This window comes from Microbacterium sp. Yaish 1 (genome assembly GCF_002245215.1).
Classification (GTDB): domain Bacteria; phylum Actinomycetota; class Actinomycetes; order Actinomycetales; family Microbacteriaceae; genus Microbacterium.
Genome location: NZ_NPMR01000001.1, coordinates 456,624 through 475,143, shown reverse-complemented (window position 1 = coordinate 475,143; position 18,520 = coordinate 456,624). Strand labels below are relative to the sequence as shown.

Here is an 18,520-nt window from a genome sequence, read left to right as displayed (position 1 = left end):
TGCGAGCGGATGCTCGCCCCACTTCGCTGTGGGAGCACACGGCTTGGTCTATCGTCCCATAGCCCGGACAGATGAATCAAGGGTGAACTGCGTATTTGCTCGCCGCCGGGCCGTGAATATCGGTTTCGTGCGGCCCGGACCGAAGGTCGGATGCCATGGCTCCTTCTGCTGTCGAACGCATCGCGGGAGCTGTGCTCGCCGCCGAAGCCGTCGCGCTGCTGGCGGTCGTCGGATGGGAGATCGTCGCTCTCGTCGGCGGCGACACGATCGACGTCCCGAGCTCGGTGGCGCTCATCGTCCTGACGGCGATCGGTGCGGTCGCCCTCGCTGCCTTCGCCGTCTCGGTCTGGCGCCGGGTCTCGTGGGGTCGCTCGGGAGGCATCGTGGCGCAGCTGCTCATCCTGGCCGTCGCCCTCGGAGCTGCCACGGGCCAGTACGCCGACGCCGGCACCGCTGTGCTCATCGCGGTACCGGGCGTCGCCGGTTTCGTGCTGCTCGTGGCCGCCACGCGGCGCGCGGCGCGGGACCGCGGCGAAGCCTGAAGCCGGCCCGCCTCCGTCAGCCCAGGCCGAGCAGGGTCCGGACGCGGGCGACGTGGCCCGTCGCCTTGACGTTGTAGAGCGCGTGCTCGATGCGGCCCTCGGCGTCGATGACGAAGGTCGAACGGATCACGCCTTCGACGGTCTTGCCGTAGTTCATCTTCTCGCCCCACGCGCCGTACGCCTCGTGGACGGCGTGGTCGGGGTCGCTCAGCAGCGGGTAGGTCAGCTGCTCCTGCTCGCGGAAGCGGCGCAGCTTCGCCTCGTCGTCGCGCGAGATCCCGATGACCTCGATACCCGCGGCTCGCAGTGATTCGACGCTGTCGCGGAAGTCGCACGCCTCGCGCGTGCAGCCGGGGGTCATGGCCGCGGGGTAGAAGAAGACGACCGTGCGCCGTCCGCGCAGGTCCGACAGCGACAGCGCCGAGCCGTCCTGGTCGTCGAGGGTGAATTCGGGGGCGAGGTCGCCCGGTTCCAGACGCGTCATGATTCCAGCCTAGAACGACGTACGGCCGGATCGACGCCGGCCGAGAAGGTGCCGAGCAGACGCTGCAGCGAATCGAGGCGGGCGGCTCCGCGTTCCCCGAGCCGACCCGCCGCGACCGCCTCGATGATCGCGCAGTCGGGTGCGTCGGGAAGGTGGGTGCATCCGCGGGGACACTCCTCGGCGACGGCGGCGAGGTCGGTGAAGGCGGCGAGGATGTTGGCCGGATCGACGTGTCCGAGGCCGAACGAGCGCACGCCCGGTGTGTCGATGACCCACCCGCGTCCTTCCGGCCCGCGGTAGCGCAGCGACACCGTCGAACTCGACGTGTGCCGGCCGCGCCCGGTGACCTCGTTGACGTGCCCGGTCGCCCGAGCCGCGGTCGGCACCAGCGCATTGACGAGCGTGGACTTGCCGACGCCCGAGTGACCGACGAACACCGTGGCGTGGCCCACGAGCTTGGCGCCGAGCTCGGCCACCGGCATCCGATCCCGTCCGCTCGTGAGGACCTCGAGGTCGTCGACGCCCTCGAAGTGCGCGAGGAACGTCGAGGGGTCGGCGAGGTCGGTCTTCGTCACCACGAGCAGGGGGTGGATGCCGGCATCGAGCGCGGCGATGAGGTAGCGGTCGACCAGTCGCGGGCGCGGCTCGGGGTCGGCCGCGGCCACGACGATGACCATCTGGTCGGCGTTGGCCACGACGATCCGCTCGACCTGGTCGGTGTCGTCGGCGCTGCGCCGCAGCAGCGTCGTGCGTGGTTCGATGCCGACGATGCGGCCCAGGGTGCCTTCGTCTCCCGAGACGTCGCCGACGACTCGGGCCCGGTCGCCGCTGACGATCGGCTGCTTGCGCAGCTCACGCGCGCGCACCGCGAGGGCGGTGTGCTCGTCGTCGCCGTCTTCGTCGATGAGCACGGTGTAGCGGCCGCGATCGACGCCCACGACGCGGGCCACCTGCGCGTCGCTGTGAGCAGGGCGCCGCTTCGTGCGGGGGCGGTTCGCTTTCGGATTCGGACGCATCCGGATGTCGGACTCGTCGTACTCCTCGTCGAGGTCGTCGTCGCCGCCGAGCCAGCTCACCCGTCGACCCGCACGTCGTCCGCGAGCATCTCGGCCCACAGCTCGGGGAACTCTGGCATCGTCTTGGCGGTCGTGCCGATGTCGTCGACCTCGACCCCCGGCACGCGCAGCCCGATGATGGCGCCGGCGGTCGCCATCCGGTGGTCGTGGTGAGCCCGCCAGAGTCCGCCGCGCAGGGGCGCCGGAGTGATCCGGATGCCGTCCTCGAGCTCCTCCGCCGAACCGCCGAGCGCACGCAGATTGCCGACAAGGGCAGCGATGCGGTCCGTCTCGTGGCCGCGGATGTGGCCGATGCCGTGCAGTGTGCTCGGCGAATCCGCGAACGCGGCCAAGGCGAACAGCGACGGGGTCAGCTCGCTCGCGGCGGACAGGTCGAGATCGACCCCTCGGATCTCGCCGGTTCCGGTGACGGCGAGCACGCCGCTGCGCCGCGTGACGCGCGCCCCCATCTCGGTGAGGATGTCGGCCAGGAGGGCACCCGGCTGGGTCGAGTGCACGGGCCAGTGCGGCACGGTGACACGTCCGCCGGTGAGGACGGCCGCGGCCAGGAACGGAGCCGCATTGGACAGGTCGGGCTCGATCGTGAGCTCTTTGCCGCGCAGCGGACCGGCCGGGACGAGCCACTCCCGCTCGCTCGGACGCTCGACGACGACCCCGCGATGGCCGAGTGCTTCGACCGTCATGTCGATGTGGGGAAGGCTCGGCAGACGGTGGCCGTCGTGCACGAGGCGCAGGCCGACGTCGAAGCGGGGTGCGGCCAGCAGGAGGCCCGAGACGAACTGGCTCGACCCGCTCGCGTCGATCGTGACCTCGCCGCCGCGGACGTGACCGTGACCGTGGACCAGGAAGGGCAGCGTCCACCGGCCGCCGTCGTCGATGTCGACGCCGAGCTCGCGAAGGCTGCGGATCATCTCGGCCATCGGACGGTGCAGCGCGCTCTCGTGCGCGGTGACGGTGACCTCACCGCGGGCGAGGCCCGCCAGGGGAGTGACGAAGCGCATGACGGTGCCGGCCTGGCCGCAGTCGACGACGGCGTCGGTGACCTCCGTGCCGAACGGCGTCACGACGAGGTCCGGGCCGAACCGGCCCTCGCCGGGCACGGCCTCGATATGGGCTCCGAGAGCCCGCAGGGCGTCGATCATGCGTGCGGAGTCATCGGAGTGCAGCGGCGCGATCAGGCGGGAGGGCGTCTCGGCGAGGGCGGAGAGCACCAGCTCGCGGTTGGTGATCGACTTGGACCCGGGGACGGCGACCTCGGCTCGGACGGGGGCATCGGCGACGGGAGCGCGCCACGGCGCGCCGATGTCGGCGGGGCGGGGGGAATACGCGGCGGGGGTCATGGGTTTCCACAGTATCGAACCCGTTCGTCCTGTCGAGGATGTTCGAAACACGGAGGAAGGGAGTCCATGATCGCACTCGCCGATCCCACAGTCGTGCCGTGGGACGCCCACGTAGACTGGCCGCTGATGGAAGAGCAAGCGGTCACGGATCCGAGCGCCCAATTCGAGGAGCAGGCGCTCCCGTTCATGGACCAGCTGTATGCGGCGGCCATGCGGATGACCCGCAATCCGGCTGACGCGGCAGACCTCGTCCAGGAGACGTTCGTGAAGGCCTTCGCCTCGTGGTCGTCCTTCACGCAGGGAACGAACCTCAAGGCGTGGCTGTACCGGATCCTGACGAACACCTATATCAACACCTACCGCAAGAAGCAGCGGGAGCCCTACCAGGGCACCATCGACGACCTCGAGGACTGGCAGCTGGGCGGTGCGGAATCGACCACCGCATCCAGCAGTCGCTCCGCCGAGGCCGAAGCGATCGACCACATGCCCGCATCCGCGGTGAAGGATGCCCTGCAGTCGATCCCCGAGGATTTCCGGCTGGCGGTGTACCTCGCCGACGTCGAGGGCTTCGCCTACCAGGAGATCGCCGACATCATGAAAACACCGATCGGCACGGTCATGAGCCGTCTGCACCGTGGCAGACGCCTCCTGCGTGACCTGCTGGCCGACTACGCGAAGGAGCGGGGCATCGCGACGCCCCCCACGAGGAGCAAGAAATGAGTGACTGCGGCTGCGAGAAGGCGCGACGCGACCTGGAAGAGTACCTGCGCAACGAGGTCTGCAAGACCGAGCATGCCGACATCCGTGAGCACCTCGAGTCGTGCCCGGCATGTCGTGACGAGGCCCTGGTCTCGCGCACGCTCACCGAGGTCGTTGCCCGCGCCTGCCGGGAATCGGCCCCCGAGGAGCTCCGCGACCAGGTGCTGGCACGCCTCCGGCAGGCTCAGGAGGCCGCGCACGCCTGAGCGGCGCTGACGCGGCCCGATCGGCGGATGACGCCGCCACGGGCAACGCGAAAGGGGCGGACGTTTCGCACGTCCGCCCCTTTCGTCAACCCCTGAGTCAGAGGGTGAGCGCCTGCTCGATGAGCTTGGCCTGCTCGACCGCGTGCACCTTGGGCGAACCGGTCGCCGTCGATGCCGCTGCGGGCCGGGTGATGCCGCGCACCGCGCGGCCGTCGAGCTTCGCGGCGGCCTCGAGTGCGATGAAGGGCCACGCTCCCTGGTTCTCGGGCTCGTCCTGAACCCACACGACCTCGGCGTTCGGGTAGCCCGCGAGGACCGCCTTCAGCTCGTCGATCGGCGCGGGGTAGAACTGCTCGAGACGCACCAGGGCGATGGCGGGGTTCGGCTTCTTGTCGAGCTCGGACTTCAGGTCCCAGTGGATCTTGCCCGAGTGCAGCAGCACACGCTTCACCGCGCTCTTGTCGGAGATCGCGGTGTCGTCGATCACGGGCTCGAACTTGCCCTTCTGGAAGTCCTCGACGGGGCTCGTGGCGCCGCGCAGGCGCAGCATCGCCTTCGGGGTGAAGACGACGAGCGGCCGGCGCGGACGTGCGTACGCCTGCCGGCGCAGGAGGTGGAAGTACGACGCCGGCGTCGAGGGGCGAGCGACCGTCATGTTGTCCTGCGCGCACATCTGCAGGTAGCGCTCGATGCGAGCGGACGAGTGGTCCGGTCCCTGGCCCTCGTAGCCGTGGGGGAGCAGCAGGACGACGCCCGACTGCTGTGCCCACTTCTGCTCGGCCGAGGAGATGAACTCGTCGATGACCGACTGCGCGCCGTTGGCGAAGTCGCCGAACTGCGCCTCCCACAGCACGAGCGAATCCGCGCGCTCGACCGAGTAGCCGTACTCGAACGCCATAGCCGCGTACTCGCTCAGGAGCGAGTCGTAGACGTAGAAGCGGCCTTGGTTCTCGGACAGGTTCGCGAGCGGGAGCCACTCCTGGCCGTTCGCACGGTCGTGCAGGACAGCGTGGCGCTGCACGAATGTGCCGCGACGCGCATCCTGTCCGGCGAGGCGGACGTTGGTGCCCTCCATCAGCAGCGATCCGAACGCGAAGAGCTCACCCATCGCCCAGTCGATGTTGCCGTTGCGGCTCATGTCGTGGCGCTTGTCGAGCAGCTGCTTGAGCTTGCCGTGAACGGTGAAGTTCTCGGGGGCGTTGACGAACGCGTCGCCGATCTGCCGGATGACGTCTTCGCCGACACCCGTCGTCTCGGGGGCGCCGACGGCCTGGTCGATCGGGCCCGACAGTCCCACCGGGCCGGAGGCGCCGGTCTCGGCGGCGTGCGTCTCGGCGAAGGCGACCTCGAGGCGATCCTGGAAGTCGCGCTTGGCCTGCTCGTACTCCTCCTCGGTGATGTCGCCGCGTCCGACGAGCGACTCGGTGTAGAGCCGGCGGACGGATCGCTTCGCCTCGATGAGGTTCGTCATGAGGGGCTGGGTCATCGAGGGGTCGTCGCCCTCGTTGTGACCGCGGCGGCGGTAGCAGACGAGGTCGATCACGACGTCGCGCTTGAACTCCTGGCGGTAGCGGAACGCCAGCTGGGCGACGTGGACGACGGCCTCGGGGTCGTCGCCGTTGACATGGAAGATCGGCGCCTGGATGGTCTTCGCCACGTCGGTCGCGTACACCGAGCTGCGGGCGTCGAGAGGGAGCGTCGTGAAGCCGACCTGGTTGTTGACCACGACGTGGACGGTGCCGCCGGTGCGGTAGCCCCGCAGCTGCGACATCTGCAGGGTCTCGACGACGACGCCCTGGCCGGCGAACGCCGCGTCGCCGTGCACGAGGATCGGGAGCCACGAGAACGACCCGATCGGCCCGCGGTCCTGCTTGGCGCGGACGATGCCCTCGAGGACGCCGTCGACGGTCTCGAGGTGCGACGGGTTCGCGGCGAGATACACCGGCAGCTCGTCGCCCTCGTCGCCGACGAAGGTGCCCTCGGTGCCGAGGTGGTACTTGACGTCGCCCGAGCCGCTCTTCGACCCGATCGCGACGGAGCCCTCGAACTCGCGGAAGACCTGTCCGTACGTCTTGCCGGCGATGTTCGTCAGGACGTTGAGGCGGCCGCGGTGGGCCATGCCGATCGCGGCTCCTTCGAGCCCGGTGCGCGCCGCGCCCTGGAGGATCTCGTCGAGCAGCGGGATGAGCGACTCGCCGCCTTCGAGGCTGAAGCGCTTCTGACCGACGTACTTGGTCTGCAGGAACGTCTCGAACGCTTCGGCCTGGTTGAGCTTGCCGAGGATGCGCAGCTGCTCGTCGTGACCGGGCTTCTGGTACTTGACCTCGACGTTGTCCTGGAACCACTTGCGCTGCTCGGGGTCCTGGATGTGCATGTATTCGATGCCGATCGTGCGGCAGTACGAGTCGCGCAGGACGCCCAGGATCTCACGGAGCTTCATGACGCGCTTGCTGCCGAACCCGCCGGTGACGAACTCGCGGTCGAGGTCCCAGAAGGTCAGCCCATGCTGCTCGATCTCGAGGTCGGGGTGCGTGCGCTGGCGGTACTCGAGCGGGTCGATGTCGGCCATGAGGTGGCCCCGCACGCGGTAGGAGTTGATGAGCTCCTGCACGCGAGCGGTCTTGTCGACGCGCTCGGCGAGGTCGACGTTGATGTCGGTCGACCACTGGATGGGCGCGTAGGGGATGCGCAGCGCGGCGAAGATCTCGTCGTAGAAGCCGTTCTTGCCGATCAGCAGCTCGTGGACGGTCTTGAGGAACTCACCCGAGCCGGCACCCTGGATGACGCGGTGGTCGTACGTGCTGGTCAGCGTGATCGTCTTGCCGATGCCGAGGTTGACGAGCGTCTTCTCGCTCGAGCCCTGGAACTCGGCGGGGTAGTCGAGGGCGCCCGCGCCGATGATGCTGCCCTGGCCGCGCATGAGCCGCGGAACCGAGTGCACCGTCCCGATGCCGCCGGGGTTGGTCAGCGAGATCGTGGTGCCCTGGAAGTCGGCCGCGGTCAGCTTGTTCTTGCGAGCACGGCTGACGAGGTCTTCGTAGGCGGCCAGGTACTCGCCGAAGCTGAGCGACTCGGCGCGCTTGATGCTCGGCACCATGAGCGCGCGGGTGCCGTCGGGCTTGGGGAGGTCGATCGCGATGCCGAGACCGACGTGCGCGTGCGCGATGACGGACGGCTTGCCGTCGACCTCGGCGTAGGAGACGTTCTGGCTCGGGAAAGCCTTGAGCGCCTGGATCAGCGCCCAGCCGATGAGGTGGGTGAAGCTGATCTTCCCGCCGCGGGTGCGCGCCATGTGGTTGTTGATGACGATGCGGTTGTCGATCATCAGCTTCGCGGGGATCGTGCGCACACTCGTCGCGGTGGGGACCGTGAGCGAGTCGTCCATGTTGGCCGCGAGCGTCTTCGGCATGCCGCGCAGCGGGGTGACGACATCCTCGCGCTGCTCGACCTCGGCGGCGGGAGTCGTGGGAGCCTGCGCGGGCACCGGCTGGGCGGCGGCAGGACGGGCCGTCGTGCGGGCGACCGGCTGCGATCCCACCGTCGGCACGGGCGCCGTCACGGGGTGCGAGGCCGCGGCGGGCTGCGCGGGGGCGGATTGTGCGGGAGCGGCACCGGTGGGCTGCGCCGGTGCGGACCCGGCGGGTCGGGAGGCGCCGCCGTTCACGTGAGCCGCGTAGGCCTCGAGCGTCGGCCACCACTCCTTGTCCACCGAGTTCTTGTCTTCGCGGAACTGTTCGTACAGTTCCGCGACGAGCCATTCGTTCGCCCCGAACTCTCCGTCGTTCGAGGTTCCGATTCCGGTCGCCTGGCTGGACACGGCAGATCGCCTGCTTTCATCGGTGAAGATCAGTTCTCACGGCGGTGGTCCGCCGCCGCGCACAGTCTCCTAGGGTAGCCCAGATCAACGGACCGGATGCCGCGACGGCGCCCGTGGTATCGCATCGTGATCGAGCCCCGGGACGATCGGCCTCGGCCGCCCCGGCCCACGCCCGGCTGTCTGTCGGGTCGGCGGCGTAGCGTATGGAGCATGCGTTTCTCCGGTGCTGAGCCCACGGTCGACCTGACGTACTCCGACGTCTTCCTCGTGCCCCGCCGATCGGCGATCACGAGTCGGCTCGACGTCGACCTCGCTCCCGGCGACGGCACCACCGCCACGCTGCCGATCGTGTCGGCGAACATGAACTCCGTCACCGGTCCCCGCCTGGCCGCCACGCTCGCGCGCCGGGGCGGACTCGGCGTCCTGCCGCAGGACATGCCGCTGCAGGACCTCGACGCCGCCATCCGCTGGGTCAAGGACCAGCCGGTCGCCTGGGACACTCCGATCGTGCTCTCACCGGATGCCACGGTCGCCGAGGCATCCCGCATCCTTCCCGCGCTGGACGGGCACGGGATCGTCGTCGCGGACCCGTCGGCTCCGACGCTGCGCATCGACGACATCACCGGGATCGTCCCCGCCGCCCGCCTCGCCACCGCGCTGCCGGACGCCCGCCTGGGCGACCTCGTTCGCGGGCGCGCCACCGCGATCGATGCCGACGACGTCTCCGATCCTCGCGCCGCCTTCGACCTCATCGACGCGGCCGACGTCCCCGTCGTCGCGATGCTCCACCAGGGAGCACTCGTGGGCACGCTGTCGCGCCGCAGCGCACTGCGCACCGCGATCTACCGCCCCGCCGTCGACGGCGACGGGCGTCTCATCGTCGCGGCGGCGATCGGGATCAACGGCAACGCGGCGGCCAAGGCAGAGGCGCTCGCCGCCGCGGGCGTGGACGTGCTCGTGGTCGACACTGCCCACGGGCACCAGGAGGGGATGCTGCGCGCACTGCGCGAGGTCGCGGCGCTCGACCTCGGCCTGCCGATCGTCGCGGGCAACATCGTCACGGCCGACGGCGTCGCCGACCTCGTCGAGGCGGGAGCCACGATCCTCAAGGTCGGCGTCGGGCCCGGGGCGATGTGCACGACGCGCATGATGACGGCTGTCGGGCGGCCGCAGTTCTCCGCCGTCCTCGAGACCGCGCAGGCTGCGGCGGAGCGCGGGGCCCACGTCTGGGCCGACGGGGGAGTCCGCTATCCCCGAGACGTGGCGCTGGCGCTCGCCGCGGGAGCAGCATCCGTCATGATCGGCTCGTGGTTCGCCGGCACGATCGAGTCGCCCGGCGAGGTGCAGCTCGACGAGGAGGGGCGCGCGTTCAAGGAATCGTGGGGCATGGCCTCCACGAAAGCCGTCGTCGGCCGGTTCGGACGCCTCGACGCCTACGAGCGAGCCCGCAAGGAGCTGTTCGCCGAGGGCATCTCGTCGTCGCGCATCTACCTCGACCCGCTGCGCCCGGGCGTCGAGGATCTGCTCGACATGATCACCTCGGGCGTGCGCTCGTCGTTCACCTACGCGGGAGCCGCGACGGTCGCGGAGTTCCACGAGCGCGCGACGGTCGGTCTTCAGTCGGCCGCCGGCTACGAAGAGGGCAAGGCGCTCCCCGTCAGCTGGTAGGGCTCGCCGCCGCCGGCGACTGCTGTGCTTAAGGCGCAGTTCGCCGGATAACTCGCAGTTTCTCCTGCGGGCGAAGACAGAAAGTGCGCCCGATGGGTGAGGCGGGGTGGGCTGCGGCGCGGGTCAGCGCCCGGGGCGAGGGCGGGTCGCGGGAAGGCCGTCGGCGCGCAGGATGTCGTAGAGCAGCCGCGGGCTCCGGAGGTGCGGGGTCCGCCATCGTGAGAGCGCTCGCACCTGGCGTCGGAGTGCGTCGCCCCGATCCTTCTCGGCGATCAGCGCCTGCTCGGGCGTGCGGCCCCGCCGTATCCGCGGATCGAGGTACTTTCCGGTGCCGTCGAACTCGCCGATGTGGTCGTGGTCGGGCCACCAGAAGTCGGCGAACGCATGGCGTCCGTCGGGCAGGACGAAACGTTGCTGCAGGGTCGGTACGGGAAAGCCCAGCCGCTCGATGAGAACGCGGCTCTCCGATTCGCGAACGCTGTCGGAGAGGTCGGTGGCGAACGCAGCCACGGCCGCGACCCGAGCGTGGGTGCGACCTCCGTATCGGGATGCTGCGGCCTCGAGCTCGTGTCGGGAGCACAGCGCACCGCTCGGCCGCCGCTGCCAAAGGGCCTGGTCAGCGGCGACCACACCGCCGACGAAGGGCAGGATCGAGGCGAGATCGACGACCGTGCGCGCGGGTGTCGTGAGGAAATGATCGCCCCACGGCATCACCTCGTCGGCCTCCAGGGCGCGATGGTGGCGGCGGATGACGCCGGACGAGCCCGCAGAGGTACCCGTGGTCACGTCGATCGACCGCGGCCACGAGCCGATCAGATCGATGCCGAGCACAGCAGCGGCCGCGTAATGCGAGAAGACCGCGCCGGGTCGCAGGCGAGCCGCAGCCTCCCACACACGTTGCGCGTGGGCATCCCGCGGGTTCAGCCTTGCCCAGGCCTCGGACGCGGCGTACGCCCCACGTGCGATGGGAGTCGCGGCGCCGGTTCGGCGTGCCCGATCGAGCAGCCGAGCCGTGGCCTCATCAGCCTCGCGTCGCCGGACGACGACATCCAACGGTGGTCGAATCATCCAGCTCATGCGGGGAGCCTGCCCCGGGCTCGGAGGCGCCGCGCGCCCGCATCCGTGTCTGTGCACTCCGGCATCCCTTCAGGTCCGGGGGAGGAGCCGATGTCTCGCGCACTTCGCGGGATCATGCGCGGCTCAAACCACGCCCGATGCTCGGAAGTGCGACCCACGCGAGCTGAGGGAGAGCGAAGCGGATGCCGCCCCGGGGCACAACCGACAGGCGTAAGATCGGGCGCACGATGGACGACCCTCCCAGTTGCCGACCCTCGCCCCGCCGACCCCGACCGATCGGGGGTGACGCCTGATGGATTTCGTCATGCTGGGCGTGGGGCTCCTGCTGACCGTCGGCACCGGTCTGTTCGTCGCGAGCGAGTTCGCGCTCGTCAACCTCGATCGAGCTGATCTCGAGGCGCGCCAGGCGGCAGGTGAATCGCGCCTGTCGATGACGATCGCGGCGCTGCGGATCACCTCGACGCACCTGTCGAGCGCGCAGCTGGGCATCACCCTGACGACGCTGCTCACCGGTTACACGATGGAACCGGCGATCTCGAACCTGCTGTCACCGGTCTTCGAGGCGTGGGGCTGGCCCGAGACCGTGTCGCGCCCCGTCGCCGCGGTCGTCGGTGTCTCGATCGCGACGATCTTCTCGATGATCCTCGGCGAGCTCGTCCCGAAGAACTTCGCCCTGGCGATCCCGCGGCAGACGGCGAAGCTCGTCATCCCCTTCCAGACCCTTTTCACGACCGTGTTCCGGCCGGCGGTCACGGTGCTCAACGGCAGCGCGAACGGCGTGCTCCGCTCGATGGGCGTCGAGCCCAAGGAGGAGTTGTCGGGTGCCCGTTCGGCGGAGGAGCTGTCGAGCCTCGTGCGCCGGTCGGCGAGTGCGGGCGTCCTCGAGAAGGACACCGCCTCGCTGCTGGACCGTTCGCTCACCTTCGCCCGGCTGACGACCGCCGACGTGATGACGCCGCGCCCGAGCCTGCATGCGGTTGCGGCGGGCGACAGCGTCGAGGACGTCATCCAGCTCGCGCGGCGTACGGGCCACAGCCGGTTCCCGGTGTTCGGCGACTCGATGGACGACATCACCGGCATCGTCCACGTCAAGCAGGCGGTCAGCGTCCCGCGCGAGCGCCGCGCGGACGTCCCCGCCGCGGCCATCGCGGAGGAGCCGCTGCGGGTGCCCGAGGCCGTGCACCTCGACGCCGTGCTCGGCGAACTGCGCGCCCGGGGCTACCAGATGGCGATCGTCGTGGATGAGTACGGCGGAACGGCCGGTGTCGTGACGCTCGAGGATCTCGTGGAGGAGATCGTCGGCGAGGTGCTCGACGAGCATGATCGCAACCGCGCCGGGGTGCTCAGAGTCGCCGGCGGCATCGTCTTCCCCGCGGAGCTGCGTCCCGACGAAGTACTCGACCGCACCGGCATCCGGGTTCCCGAGGGTGACGTCTACGACACCGTCGGCGGTTTCGTCATGAGCGTGCTCGAGCGGATCCCGGTCGTCGGCGACACCGTCGAGATCGAAGACGGCACGCTCACCGTGCAGCGGATGGACGGCAGGCGGGTCGACCGCGTGCGTTTCGAGCCCACCCCGGTGCCCGAGGAAGCGCCGACCGAGTCCGCGGTCGAGCCGATGCGACCGGCCCCGCGCCGCGAGGACGGTGATCGTCGATGAACGACTGGGCGGGACTGGCCTGGCTCGTCGTGCTGCTGGCCTTCAACGCGTTCTTCGTCGCAAGCGAGTTCGCCGTCATCTCGGCGCGCCGCTCGCAGATCGAGCCGCTCGCCGACAAGGGGTCGCGCTCGGCGAAGACGGCGCTGTGGGCGATGGAGCACGCGACCCTCATGCTCGCGACGTGTCAGCTGGGCATCACGATCTGTTCGCTGGTGATCCTCAATGTCTCCGAGCCGGCGATCCATCACCTGCTGGCCGTGCCGCTCGGGCTCACCGGGTGGGGCGAGGCCGTCGTCGACGTCGTCGCCTTCGCCGTGGCCCTCATCGTCGTGTCGTACCTGCACGTCGTGTTCGGCGAGATGGTTCCGAAGAACCTGGCGTTCTCGCTGCCCGACCGTGCCGTGCTGCTGCTCGCGACGCCGCTGCGGTGGGTCTCACGGCTCTTCTACCCGATCATCGTCGCCTTGAACTGGATCGCGAACCACGCGGTGCGCCTGTTCCGGGTCGAGCCGAAGGACGAGGCGACCTCGACCTACACGCTCGACGAAGTCGCCACCATCGTCGCGACATCCCGTATCGAAGGCGTGCTCGACGATGCGTCGGGAACGGTCGCAGCCGTCGTGGAGTTCACCGACAAGAAGGCGGCGGATGTCGCCGTGCCGTTCAGCGAGCTGGTCACGCTGCCCGAGACAGCGACCCCCGAGGACGTCGAGCGTGCCGTCGCGCGCCACGGCTTCTCGCGCTACGTCATCGTCGATGACGCCGACCAGCCCGTCGGCTACGTGCACCTGAAGGACGTGCTGCGCGAGGCGGAGGATGCCGACGGAGCGGCGTCGCGGCCGATCAAGTCCAAGCGCATCCACCTCATGGTGCCCGTCGCCGAGACGACCGACCTCGAGGACGCACTGGCCCTGATGCGCCGGTCGAGCCGCCACCTCGCGCAGGTTCGGGATGCCGAGGGGCGGACGACCGCGGTGCTGTTCCTCGAGGACATCATCGAGGAGCTCATCGGCGAGGTGCACGACGCCACGCGCCGCGCACCTCGCTGGGCCTGAGCCCGGAAGGATGACGCGAACTCAGCGGCGCCGTGCGCGGACGTACTGCGGCGGCCAGATCGCGGCGTCCTCGCCCAACTCGTCGGCCGCGCGGAGCCCGAAGTGCGGATCGCGCAGCCACTCGCGGCCGGCCATGATCGCGTCGGCGTCTCCGGCGGAGAGGATCTCCTCGGCCTGGGTCCCCGTCGTGATCTCGCCGACCGCGCTGACGGGCAGGCCGGTCGTCTTGCGGATCTCGCGAGCGAACGGCACCTGGTAGCCGGGCCCCGTCGTGATGCGCTGGTGGGCGACGAGGCCGCCGCTCGAGACGTCGACGAGGTCGGCGCCTCGCTCGTGAGCCCAGGCCGAGACCGTCGCGGTGTCGGCGACATCCCAGCCGCCCTCGGCCCAGTCGGTCGCCGAGAAGCGCACGAACAGCGGAGCCTCGGGTGCCGCGGCACGGACCGCCTCGACGATGCGCAACAGGAGCCGCGCGCGGTTCTCGAGCGAGCCGCCGTACTCGTCGGTGCGCTGGTTCGACAGCGGCGAGAGGAACTCGTGCAGCAGATATCCGTGCGCGGCGTGGATCTCGAGTATGTCGAAGCCGGCCTCGAGCGAACGGCGCGCTCCGTCGGCGAACGCGGCCACGAGGGCGTCGATCTCGGCGGGGTCGAGCTCGTCGGGACGGGCGTAGCCGTCGAAGGCGACAGCCGAAGGGGCGAGCGTCTGCCAGCCGCCGTCCGCTTCGGGCACCGATCCGCGCTCGGCGGCGAACGGCGAGTACGTCGACGCCTTGCGACCCGCGTGCGCGAGCTGGATCGCGGCCACCGCGCCGCGGTCGTGGATCGCCGTCACGATCGGGCGCCAGGCGTCGCGCTGCGCGTCGTTCCAGATGCCGGTGTCTTCCGGGGTGATGCGCCCCTCGGGCACGACCGCGGTGGCCTCGGCCATGACGAGTCCGGCGCCGCCCGAGGCGAACTGCGCGAGGTGGACGTGATGCCAGTCGTTCGGGATGCCGTCCTGCGCCGAATACTGGCACATGGGGGCGACCCAGAGGCGGTTGCGCACCTGGACGGTTCGGATGGTCAGGGGGCTGAACAGCTGGCTCACGCCGGGCTCCTTCGGGGCGCCGATAGGGTGGCGCCATGGTCGAGATCCACGAATGGGATGCGCGCGACACGGTCGCGCTCCTGCGCAAGCCAACTGCCGACGACCACAAGTATTCCCGCGGGGTGCTCGGTGTGCGAACCGGATCGCAGGAGTATCCCGGTGCCGCCGTGCTCGGTGTCGAGGCCGCGTGGCGGACCGGCATCGGGATGGTCCGCTACCTGGGCCCCGAGCGTCCCGCCGACCTCGTGCTGCAGCGCCGACCCGAGACCGTGACCGCGCCCGGACGCGTGCAGGCGTGGCTGATCGGATCGGGGACGGATGCCGCGACCCGGCCCGCCGCCGAGACCGCACGCCTCGGCGAGCTCCTCCAGGGCGACCTCCCCGTCGTCGTCGACGCCGGGGCCCTCGACATGGTCCCCGATGCGACCGCCCCGCTCGTGGTCACACCTCACCAGAGCGAGCACGCGCGCCTGCGCGGACTGCTCGGCCTCGACGAGGTGGCACCGACGTCACTGACCGACCGCATCTCGGCCGCCCGCGAGACCGCGGCTGCGGCGGGCATCGCCGTGCTGCTCAAGGGCGCCGAGACCGTCGTCGCGGCTCCCGACGGATGGTGCACCGTCGTCCGGGCCGGAACCGGATGGCTCGCCACCGCCGGCACGGGAGATGTGCTCGGCGGCATCCTGGGCGCGGTCGTGGCGGCCCGGGGCGCGCAGCACGATCTGGATGCTGCGACCCTGGCACCGCTGGCCGCCGCGGCGGCCTACATCCACGGGCATGCCGGCCGCGGTGCCGGTCCCGGCCCCATCACGGCGCTGGACGTCGCCGAGGCCGTACCGGCCGTGATCGACGTGCTGCTCTCCGGCGGCGACCCCGCCGCCCGCTGACGCCGCCGGCGGGCTGCGATGGGCTCACCGTAGGATGTGACGGTGTCGAGACGGGGAACGCTGTGGGTCGCGTTCGCGCTCGTCCACTTCGTCGTCTCGGTGCTCGGGTTCGTGCTGCCGAACCAGCCGATGGGGGATGTCTACCTCGTCTACGAACCCTGGTCGCAGCGGGCGCTCTCCGGTGAGGGCATCGTCGGGATCGACGATGACTGGGTCTATCCCCAGCTCGCGCTCATCCCGCTCGTCCTGGCCCACGGGTTCGCCTGGATCGCCGGTTACACGGTCGGCTGGGCGATCTTCGTCACGGCGCTGGACGCCCTCGCTTTCGCACTTCTCGTGGGGCGCGCGCGGTCGCGCGGACGCGTGACGGCGGCGTGGTTCTGGCTCGCCGCCATCCTGCTCCTCGGCCCGGTCGGCCTCTACCGGCTCGACGCCGTGACCGTCGCGCTCGCCGTCATGGGGTGCCTGTGGCTCCGCGGACGGCCGTGGCTGGCCGGCATGCTGCTGGCGGTGGCGACGTGGATCAAGGTGTGGCCGGCGGCGATCATCGCCGCCGCGGTCATCGCCCTCCGGCAGCGGTGGGCGCTCGTCGGTGCCGGGCTCGTCGTCTCGGTCGCGACGCTCGCGGCCATCGTCGCCGCCGGCGGCCTCGAGCACGCCCTGGGGTTCATCGGCGACCAGACCGGGCGCGGACTGCAGGTTGAGGCGCCCGTGAGCATGTTCTACCTGTGGGGGCAGATGCTCGGCATCCCGGGCTTCTTCGTCTACTACTCGACGGAGATCCTGACGTTCCAGGTGACCGGCACCGAGATCGATCCGGTCATCGCGGCCATGACTCCGATCCTCATGATCGGCGTCGGCGCCGTGGCGGTCGTCGCCGCGCTCAAGGTGCGTCGTGGCGCCGCGGTGAAGGATCTTCTGCCCGTGGCGGCGCTCGCGATCGTCACGGTGTTCATCGTGCTGAACAAGGTCGGGTCGCCGCAGTACCTGTGCTGGCTCGTCCCTCCCGTCGTGCTCGGGCTCGTCGTCTCCCGCCGCGCCTGGGTGCGGCCGGCGATCCTCGTGCTCGTGCTCAGCGCGCTCACGCAGCTGGTCTACCCGGTGTTCTACGGCGAGGTCCTCGTGGCGCATCCCCTGGGCGTCGGCATCCTCACCGTGCGCAACGCCCTCCTCGTCGTCCTCGGTGTCTGGATGGTGGTGCGCCTCGCCCGCGTTCCCGTCCGAACGCTTTCGTCCGTCCCCGCCTGAACCGGAGGTCCATCATGCTCATCGCTTTCTCCGTCGCCCCCAGCGGCACCGGCAGCAATCCCGACGGCTCGGTGCACGATGCCGTCGCCGCAGCCGTGGCCGTCGTGCGGGCATCCGGCCTGCCGCACCGCACCACCTCGATGTTCACCGAGGTCGAGGGGGAGTGGGACGACGTGATGGATGTCGTCAAGCGGGCCACCGAGGCGGTGCTCCCGTTCGGGTCGCGCGTATCGCTCGTGCTCAAGGCCGATATCCGGCCGGGCTACAGCGGCGAGCTCGACGGCAAGATCGAGCGCCTGGAGGGCGCGCTCGAATCGATTCGACACGAGGGGGAGGGCGGCGCTACGCTCCCGGAGTGACGACGTCCGCCATCTCCCGCCCGACCGCCCGCCGGGCCCTGCTCTCGCTGGCCATCGGCAGCTTCGGCATCGGGATGACGGAGTTCGTCGTCATGGGACTCCTGCCCGAGATCGCCGGCGAGCTGCTGCCCGCCGTCTACGCGAGCGATCCGGAAGCCGCGATCGCCCAGGCGGGGTGGCTCATCACGCTCTATGCCGCCGGCGTCGTCGTGGGGGCTCCGACCATCGCAGGAGTCGTGGCGAAGTACCCGCGGCACCGGGTCATGGTCTTCCTCGCGCTCGCCCTCACCCTCGGCAACGCGCTGACGCTCGTGCTGCCGACGTTCGAGCTCGTCGCGGCATCCCGGTTCCTCGCGGCCCTGCCGCACGGCGCGTACTTCGGCATCGGCGCGCTCGTCGCCGCCGACGTCCTGGGTCCGGGCAAGCGTGCTCAGGGCGTGGCGTTCGTGCTGACGGGCCTGACCATCGCCAACGTCGTGGGCGTTCCGCTCGGTACCTTCCTCGGCCAGCAGTTCGGATGGCGTGCCGCGTTCCTCGTGGTCGCGGCGATCTTCGCGCTGGCCACGGTGGCGATCGCTCTGACCGTCCCGCGTCACGCGGGGGAGCCGTCGCGCACCCTGCGCGCCGAGCTGCGAGTCTTCGGCATCGGCCAGGTGTGGTTCGCCCTCGGCATCGGTGCGATCGGCTTCGGCGGCTTCTTCGCGGTGTACAGCTACGTCGCGACCCTCGTCACCGAGGCGGCCGGCTCGCCGCAGTGGGCGGTGCCGATCGTGCTCGTCGTGGCCGGAGTCGGCATGACGATCGGCAATCTCGTCGGCGGCCGGCTCGCCGACCGTGACCTGCGGCAGAGCCTTCTGGGCGGTCTCCTCGCGCTCGCGGCGATCCAGACGCTGCTCGCCCTGACGGCCGGCTGGATCGTGACCGTGGGCCTGTTCGTCTTCCTCGTGGGGTTCTTCTCCGCGGCGCTGAGTCCGACGATCCAGACGCGCCTGATGGACGTCGCGGGCGACAACCAGTCCATCGCGGCGGCGCTGAACCACTCGGCCCTCAACATGGGCAACGCGCTGGGCGCGGCGCTCGGTGGGGCCGTCATCGCCGCCGGGCTCGGGTACGTCGCGCCGGTGTGGGTGGGGGTCGTCCTCGCTCTCGCCGGATTCGGGGTCGCGTGTGCGAGCTTCGCCGTCGAGGCTCGTGCGCGGCGGACGTCGTCCCGCGCACAGCCCTCCGACGCGCCCGCACCGACGCGCTGAGGC

Annotated in this window: 16 protein-coding genes; 10 read left to right on the top strand and 6 right to left on the bottom strand. The window is 70.5% G+C overall.

The features are described from left to right. The first annotated feature begins 155 nt into the window (after positions 1–155). Positions 156–542, top strand: a complete 387-nt coding sequence (locus CI089_RS02405) for a histidine kinase (RefSeq protein ID WP_094260094.1) — start codon at positions 156–158, stop codon at positions 540–542. Between the two features lie 16 nt (positions 543–558). Here CI089_RS02405 and bcp read toward each other — a convergent pair whose 3' ends face one another. From bcp to aroA, 3 genes are read right to left on the bottom strand one after another with little or no spacing between them, the layout of a single operon-like run. Then, positions 559–1,026: a thioredoxin-dependent thiol peroxidase gene (gene bcp / locus CI089_RS02400; RefSeq protein ID WP_094260093.1), complete on the bottom strand. Its 468-nt coding sequence runs from the start codon at positions 1,024–1,026 to the stop codon at positions 559–561. Continuing rightward, positions 1,023–2,102 carry a ribosome small subunit-dependent GTPase A gene (rsgA, locus tag CI089_RS02395; RefSeq protein WP_094260092.1) on the bottom strand — a complete coding sequence of 360 codons (1,080 nt, stop codon included), beginning with the start codon at positions 2,100–2,102 and terminating at the stop codon, positions 1,023–1,025. The genes bcp and rsgA overlap by 4 nt, the downstream gene beginning before the upstream one ends. Next, the gene (gene aroA / locus CI089_RS02390; protein ID WP_094260091.1) at positions 2,099–3,442 is read right to left on the bottom strand and encodes a 3-phosphoshikimate 1-carboxyvinyltransferase; all 1,344 of its coding nucleotides are present in this window, start codon (positions 3,440–3,442) and stop codon (positions 2,099–2,101) included. Before aroA ends, rsgA begins: the two co-directional genes overlap by 4 nt. Positions 3,443–3,568: 126 nt before the next feature. Here aroA and CI089_RS02385 point away from each other — a divergent pair, with 126 nt between their 5' ends. Both CI089_RS02385 and CI089_RS02380 read left to right on the top strand, forming a co-directional pair. After that, entirely contained in the window at positions 3,569–4,162 is a 594-nt protein-coding gene (locus tag CI089_RS02385; RefSeq protein WP_197690566.1) for a sigma-70 family RNA polymerase sigma factor, read from the top strand. Next, positions 4,159–4,407: a zf-HC2 domain-containing protein gene (locus CI089_RS02380; protein ID WP_094260090.1), complete on the top strand. Its 249-nt coding sequence runs from the start codon at positions 4,159–4,161 to the stop codon at positions 4,405–4,407. Before CI089_RS02385 ends, CI089_RS02380 begins: the two co-directional genes overlap by 4 nt. 97 nt (positions 4,408–4,504) lie before the next feature. Here the strand turns inward: CI089_RS02380 and CI089_RS02375 are convergent, their stop codons facing one another. Then, on the bottom strand, positions 4,505–8,224 hold the full coding sequence (locus tag CI089_RS02375; protein WP_179223207.1) for a multifunctional oxoglutarate decarboxylase/oxoglutarate dehydrogenase thiamine pyrophosphate-binding subunit/dihydrolipoyllysine-residue succinyltransferase subunit: 3,720 nt from the start codon (positions 8,222–8,224) through the stop codon (positions 4,505–4,507). A gap of 210 nt (positions 8,225–8,434) precedes the next feature. On the opposite strand from CI089_RS02375, the gene CI089_RS02370 reads away from it, so the two are divergent. Then, positions 8,435–9,892, top strand: coding sequence for a GuaB1 family IMP dehydrogenase-related protein (locus CI089_RS02370; protein WP_094260089.1), 1,458 nt, complete (start codon positions 8,435–8,437; stop codon positions 9,890–9,892). Positions 9,893–10,015: 123 nt separating this feature from the next. On the opposite strand, the gene CI089_RS16535 is transcribed toward CI089_RS02370, so the two are convergent. Beyond that, on the bottom strand, positions 10,016–10,969 hold the full coding sequence (locus tag CI089_RS16535; protein ID WP_256977389.1) for a hypothetical protein: 954 nt from the start codon (positions 10,967–10,969) through the stop codon (positions 10,016–10,018). 292 nt (positions 10,970–11,261) lie between these two features. On the opposite strand from CI089_RS16535, the gene CI089_RS02360 reads away from it, so the two are divergent. Further along, on the top strand, positions 11,262–12,629 hold the full coding sequence (locus tag CI089_RS02360) for a hemolysin family protein (RefSeq protein ID WP_094260088.1): 1,368 nt from the start codon (positions 11,262–11,264) through the stop codon (positions 12,627–12,629). Then, positions 12,626–13,684: a hemolysin family protein gene (locus CI089_RS02355; RefSeq protein ID WP_094260087.1), complete on the top strand. Its 1,059-nt coding sequence runs from the start codon at positions 12,626–12,628 to the stop codon at positions 13,682–13,684. Before CI089_RS02360 ends, CI089_RS02355 begins: the two co-directional genes overlap by 4 nt. A 21-nt stretch (positions 13,685–13,705) precedes the next feature. Here CI089_RS02355 and CI089_RS02350 read toward each other — a convergent pair whose 3' ends face one another. After that, positions 13,706–14,773, bottom strand: a complete 1,068-nt coding sequence (locus CI089_RS02350) for an NADH:flavin oxidoreductase/NADH oxidase (RefSeq protein ID WP_094260086.1) — start codon at positions 14,771–14,773, stop codon at positions 13,706–13,708. A gap of 35 nt (positions 14,774–14,808) precedes the next feature. Here CI089_RS02350 and CI089_RS02345 point away from each other — a divergent pair, with 35 nt between their 5' ends. Genes CI089_RS02345 through CI089_RS02330 form a run of 4 tightly spaced genes read left to right on the top strand, consistent with a single transcriptional unit; the run spans position 14,809 to position 18,517 of the window. Then, entirely contained in the window at positions 14,809–15,660 is an 852-nt protein-coding gene (locus CI089_RS02345; protein WP_094260085.1) for an ADP-dependent NAD(P)H-hydrate dehydratase, read from the top strand. 42 nt (positions 15,661–15,702) lie between these two features. After that, positions 15,703–16,908 carry a glycosyltransferase family 87 protein gene (locus tag CI089_RS02340; protein WP_256977388.1) on the top strand — a complete coding sequence of 402 codons (1,206 nt, stop codon included), beginning with the start codon at positions 15,703–15,705 and terminating at the stop codon, positions 16,906–16,908. A 14-nt stretch (positions 16,909–16,922) separates the two neighbouring features. Beyond that, a complete protein-coding gene (locus tag CI089_RS02335; protein WP_094260084.1) occupies positions 16,923–17,267 on the top strand; it encodes a thiamine-binding protein in 345 nt (114 codons plus the stop codon). Further along, entirely contained in the window at positions 17,264–18,517 is a 1,254-nt protein-coding gene (locus CI089_RS02330; RefSeq protein ID WP_256977387.1) for an MFS transporter, read from the top strand. The genes CI089_RS02335 and CI089_RS02330 overlap by 4 nt, the downstream gene beginning before the upstream one ends. The last annotated feature ends 3 nt before the right edge of the window (positions 18,518–18,520 follow it).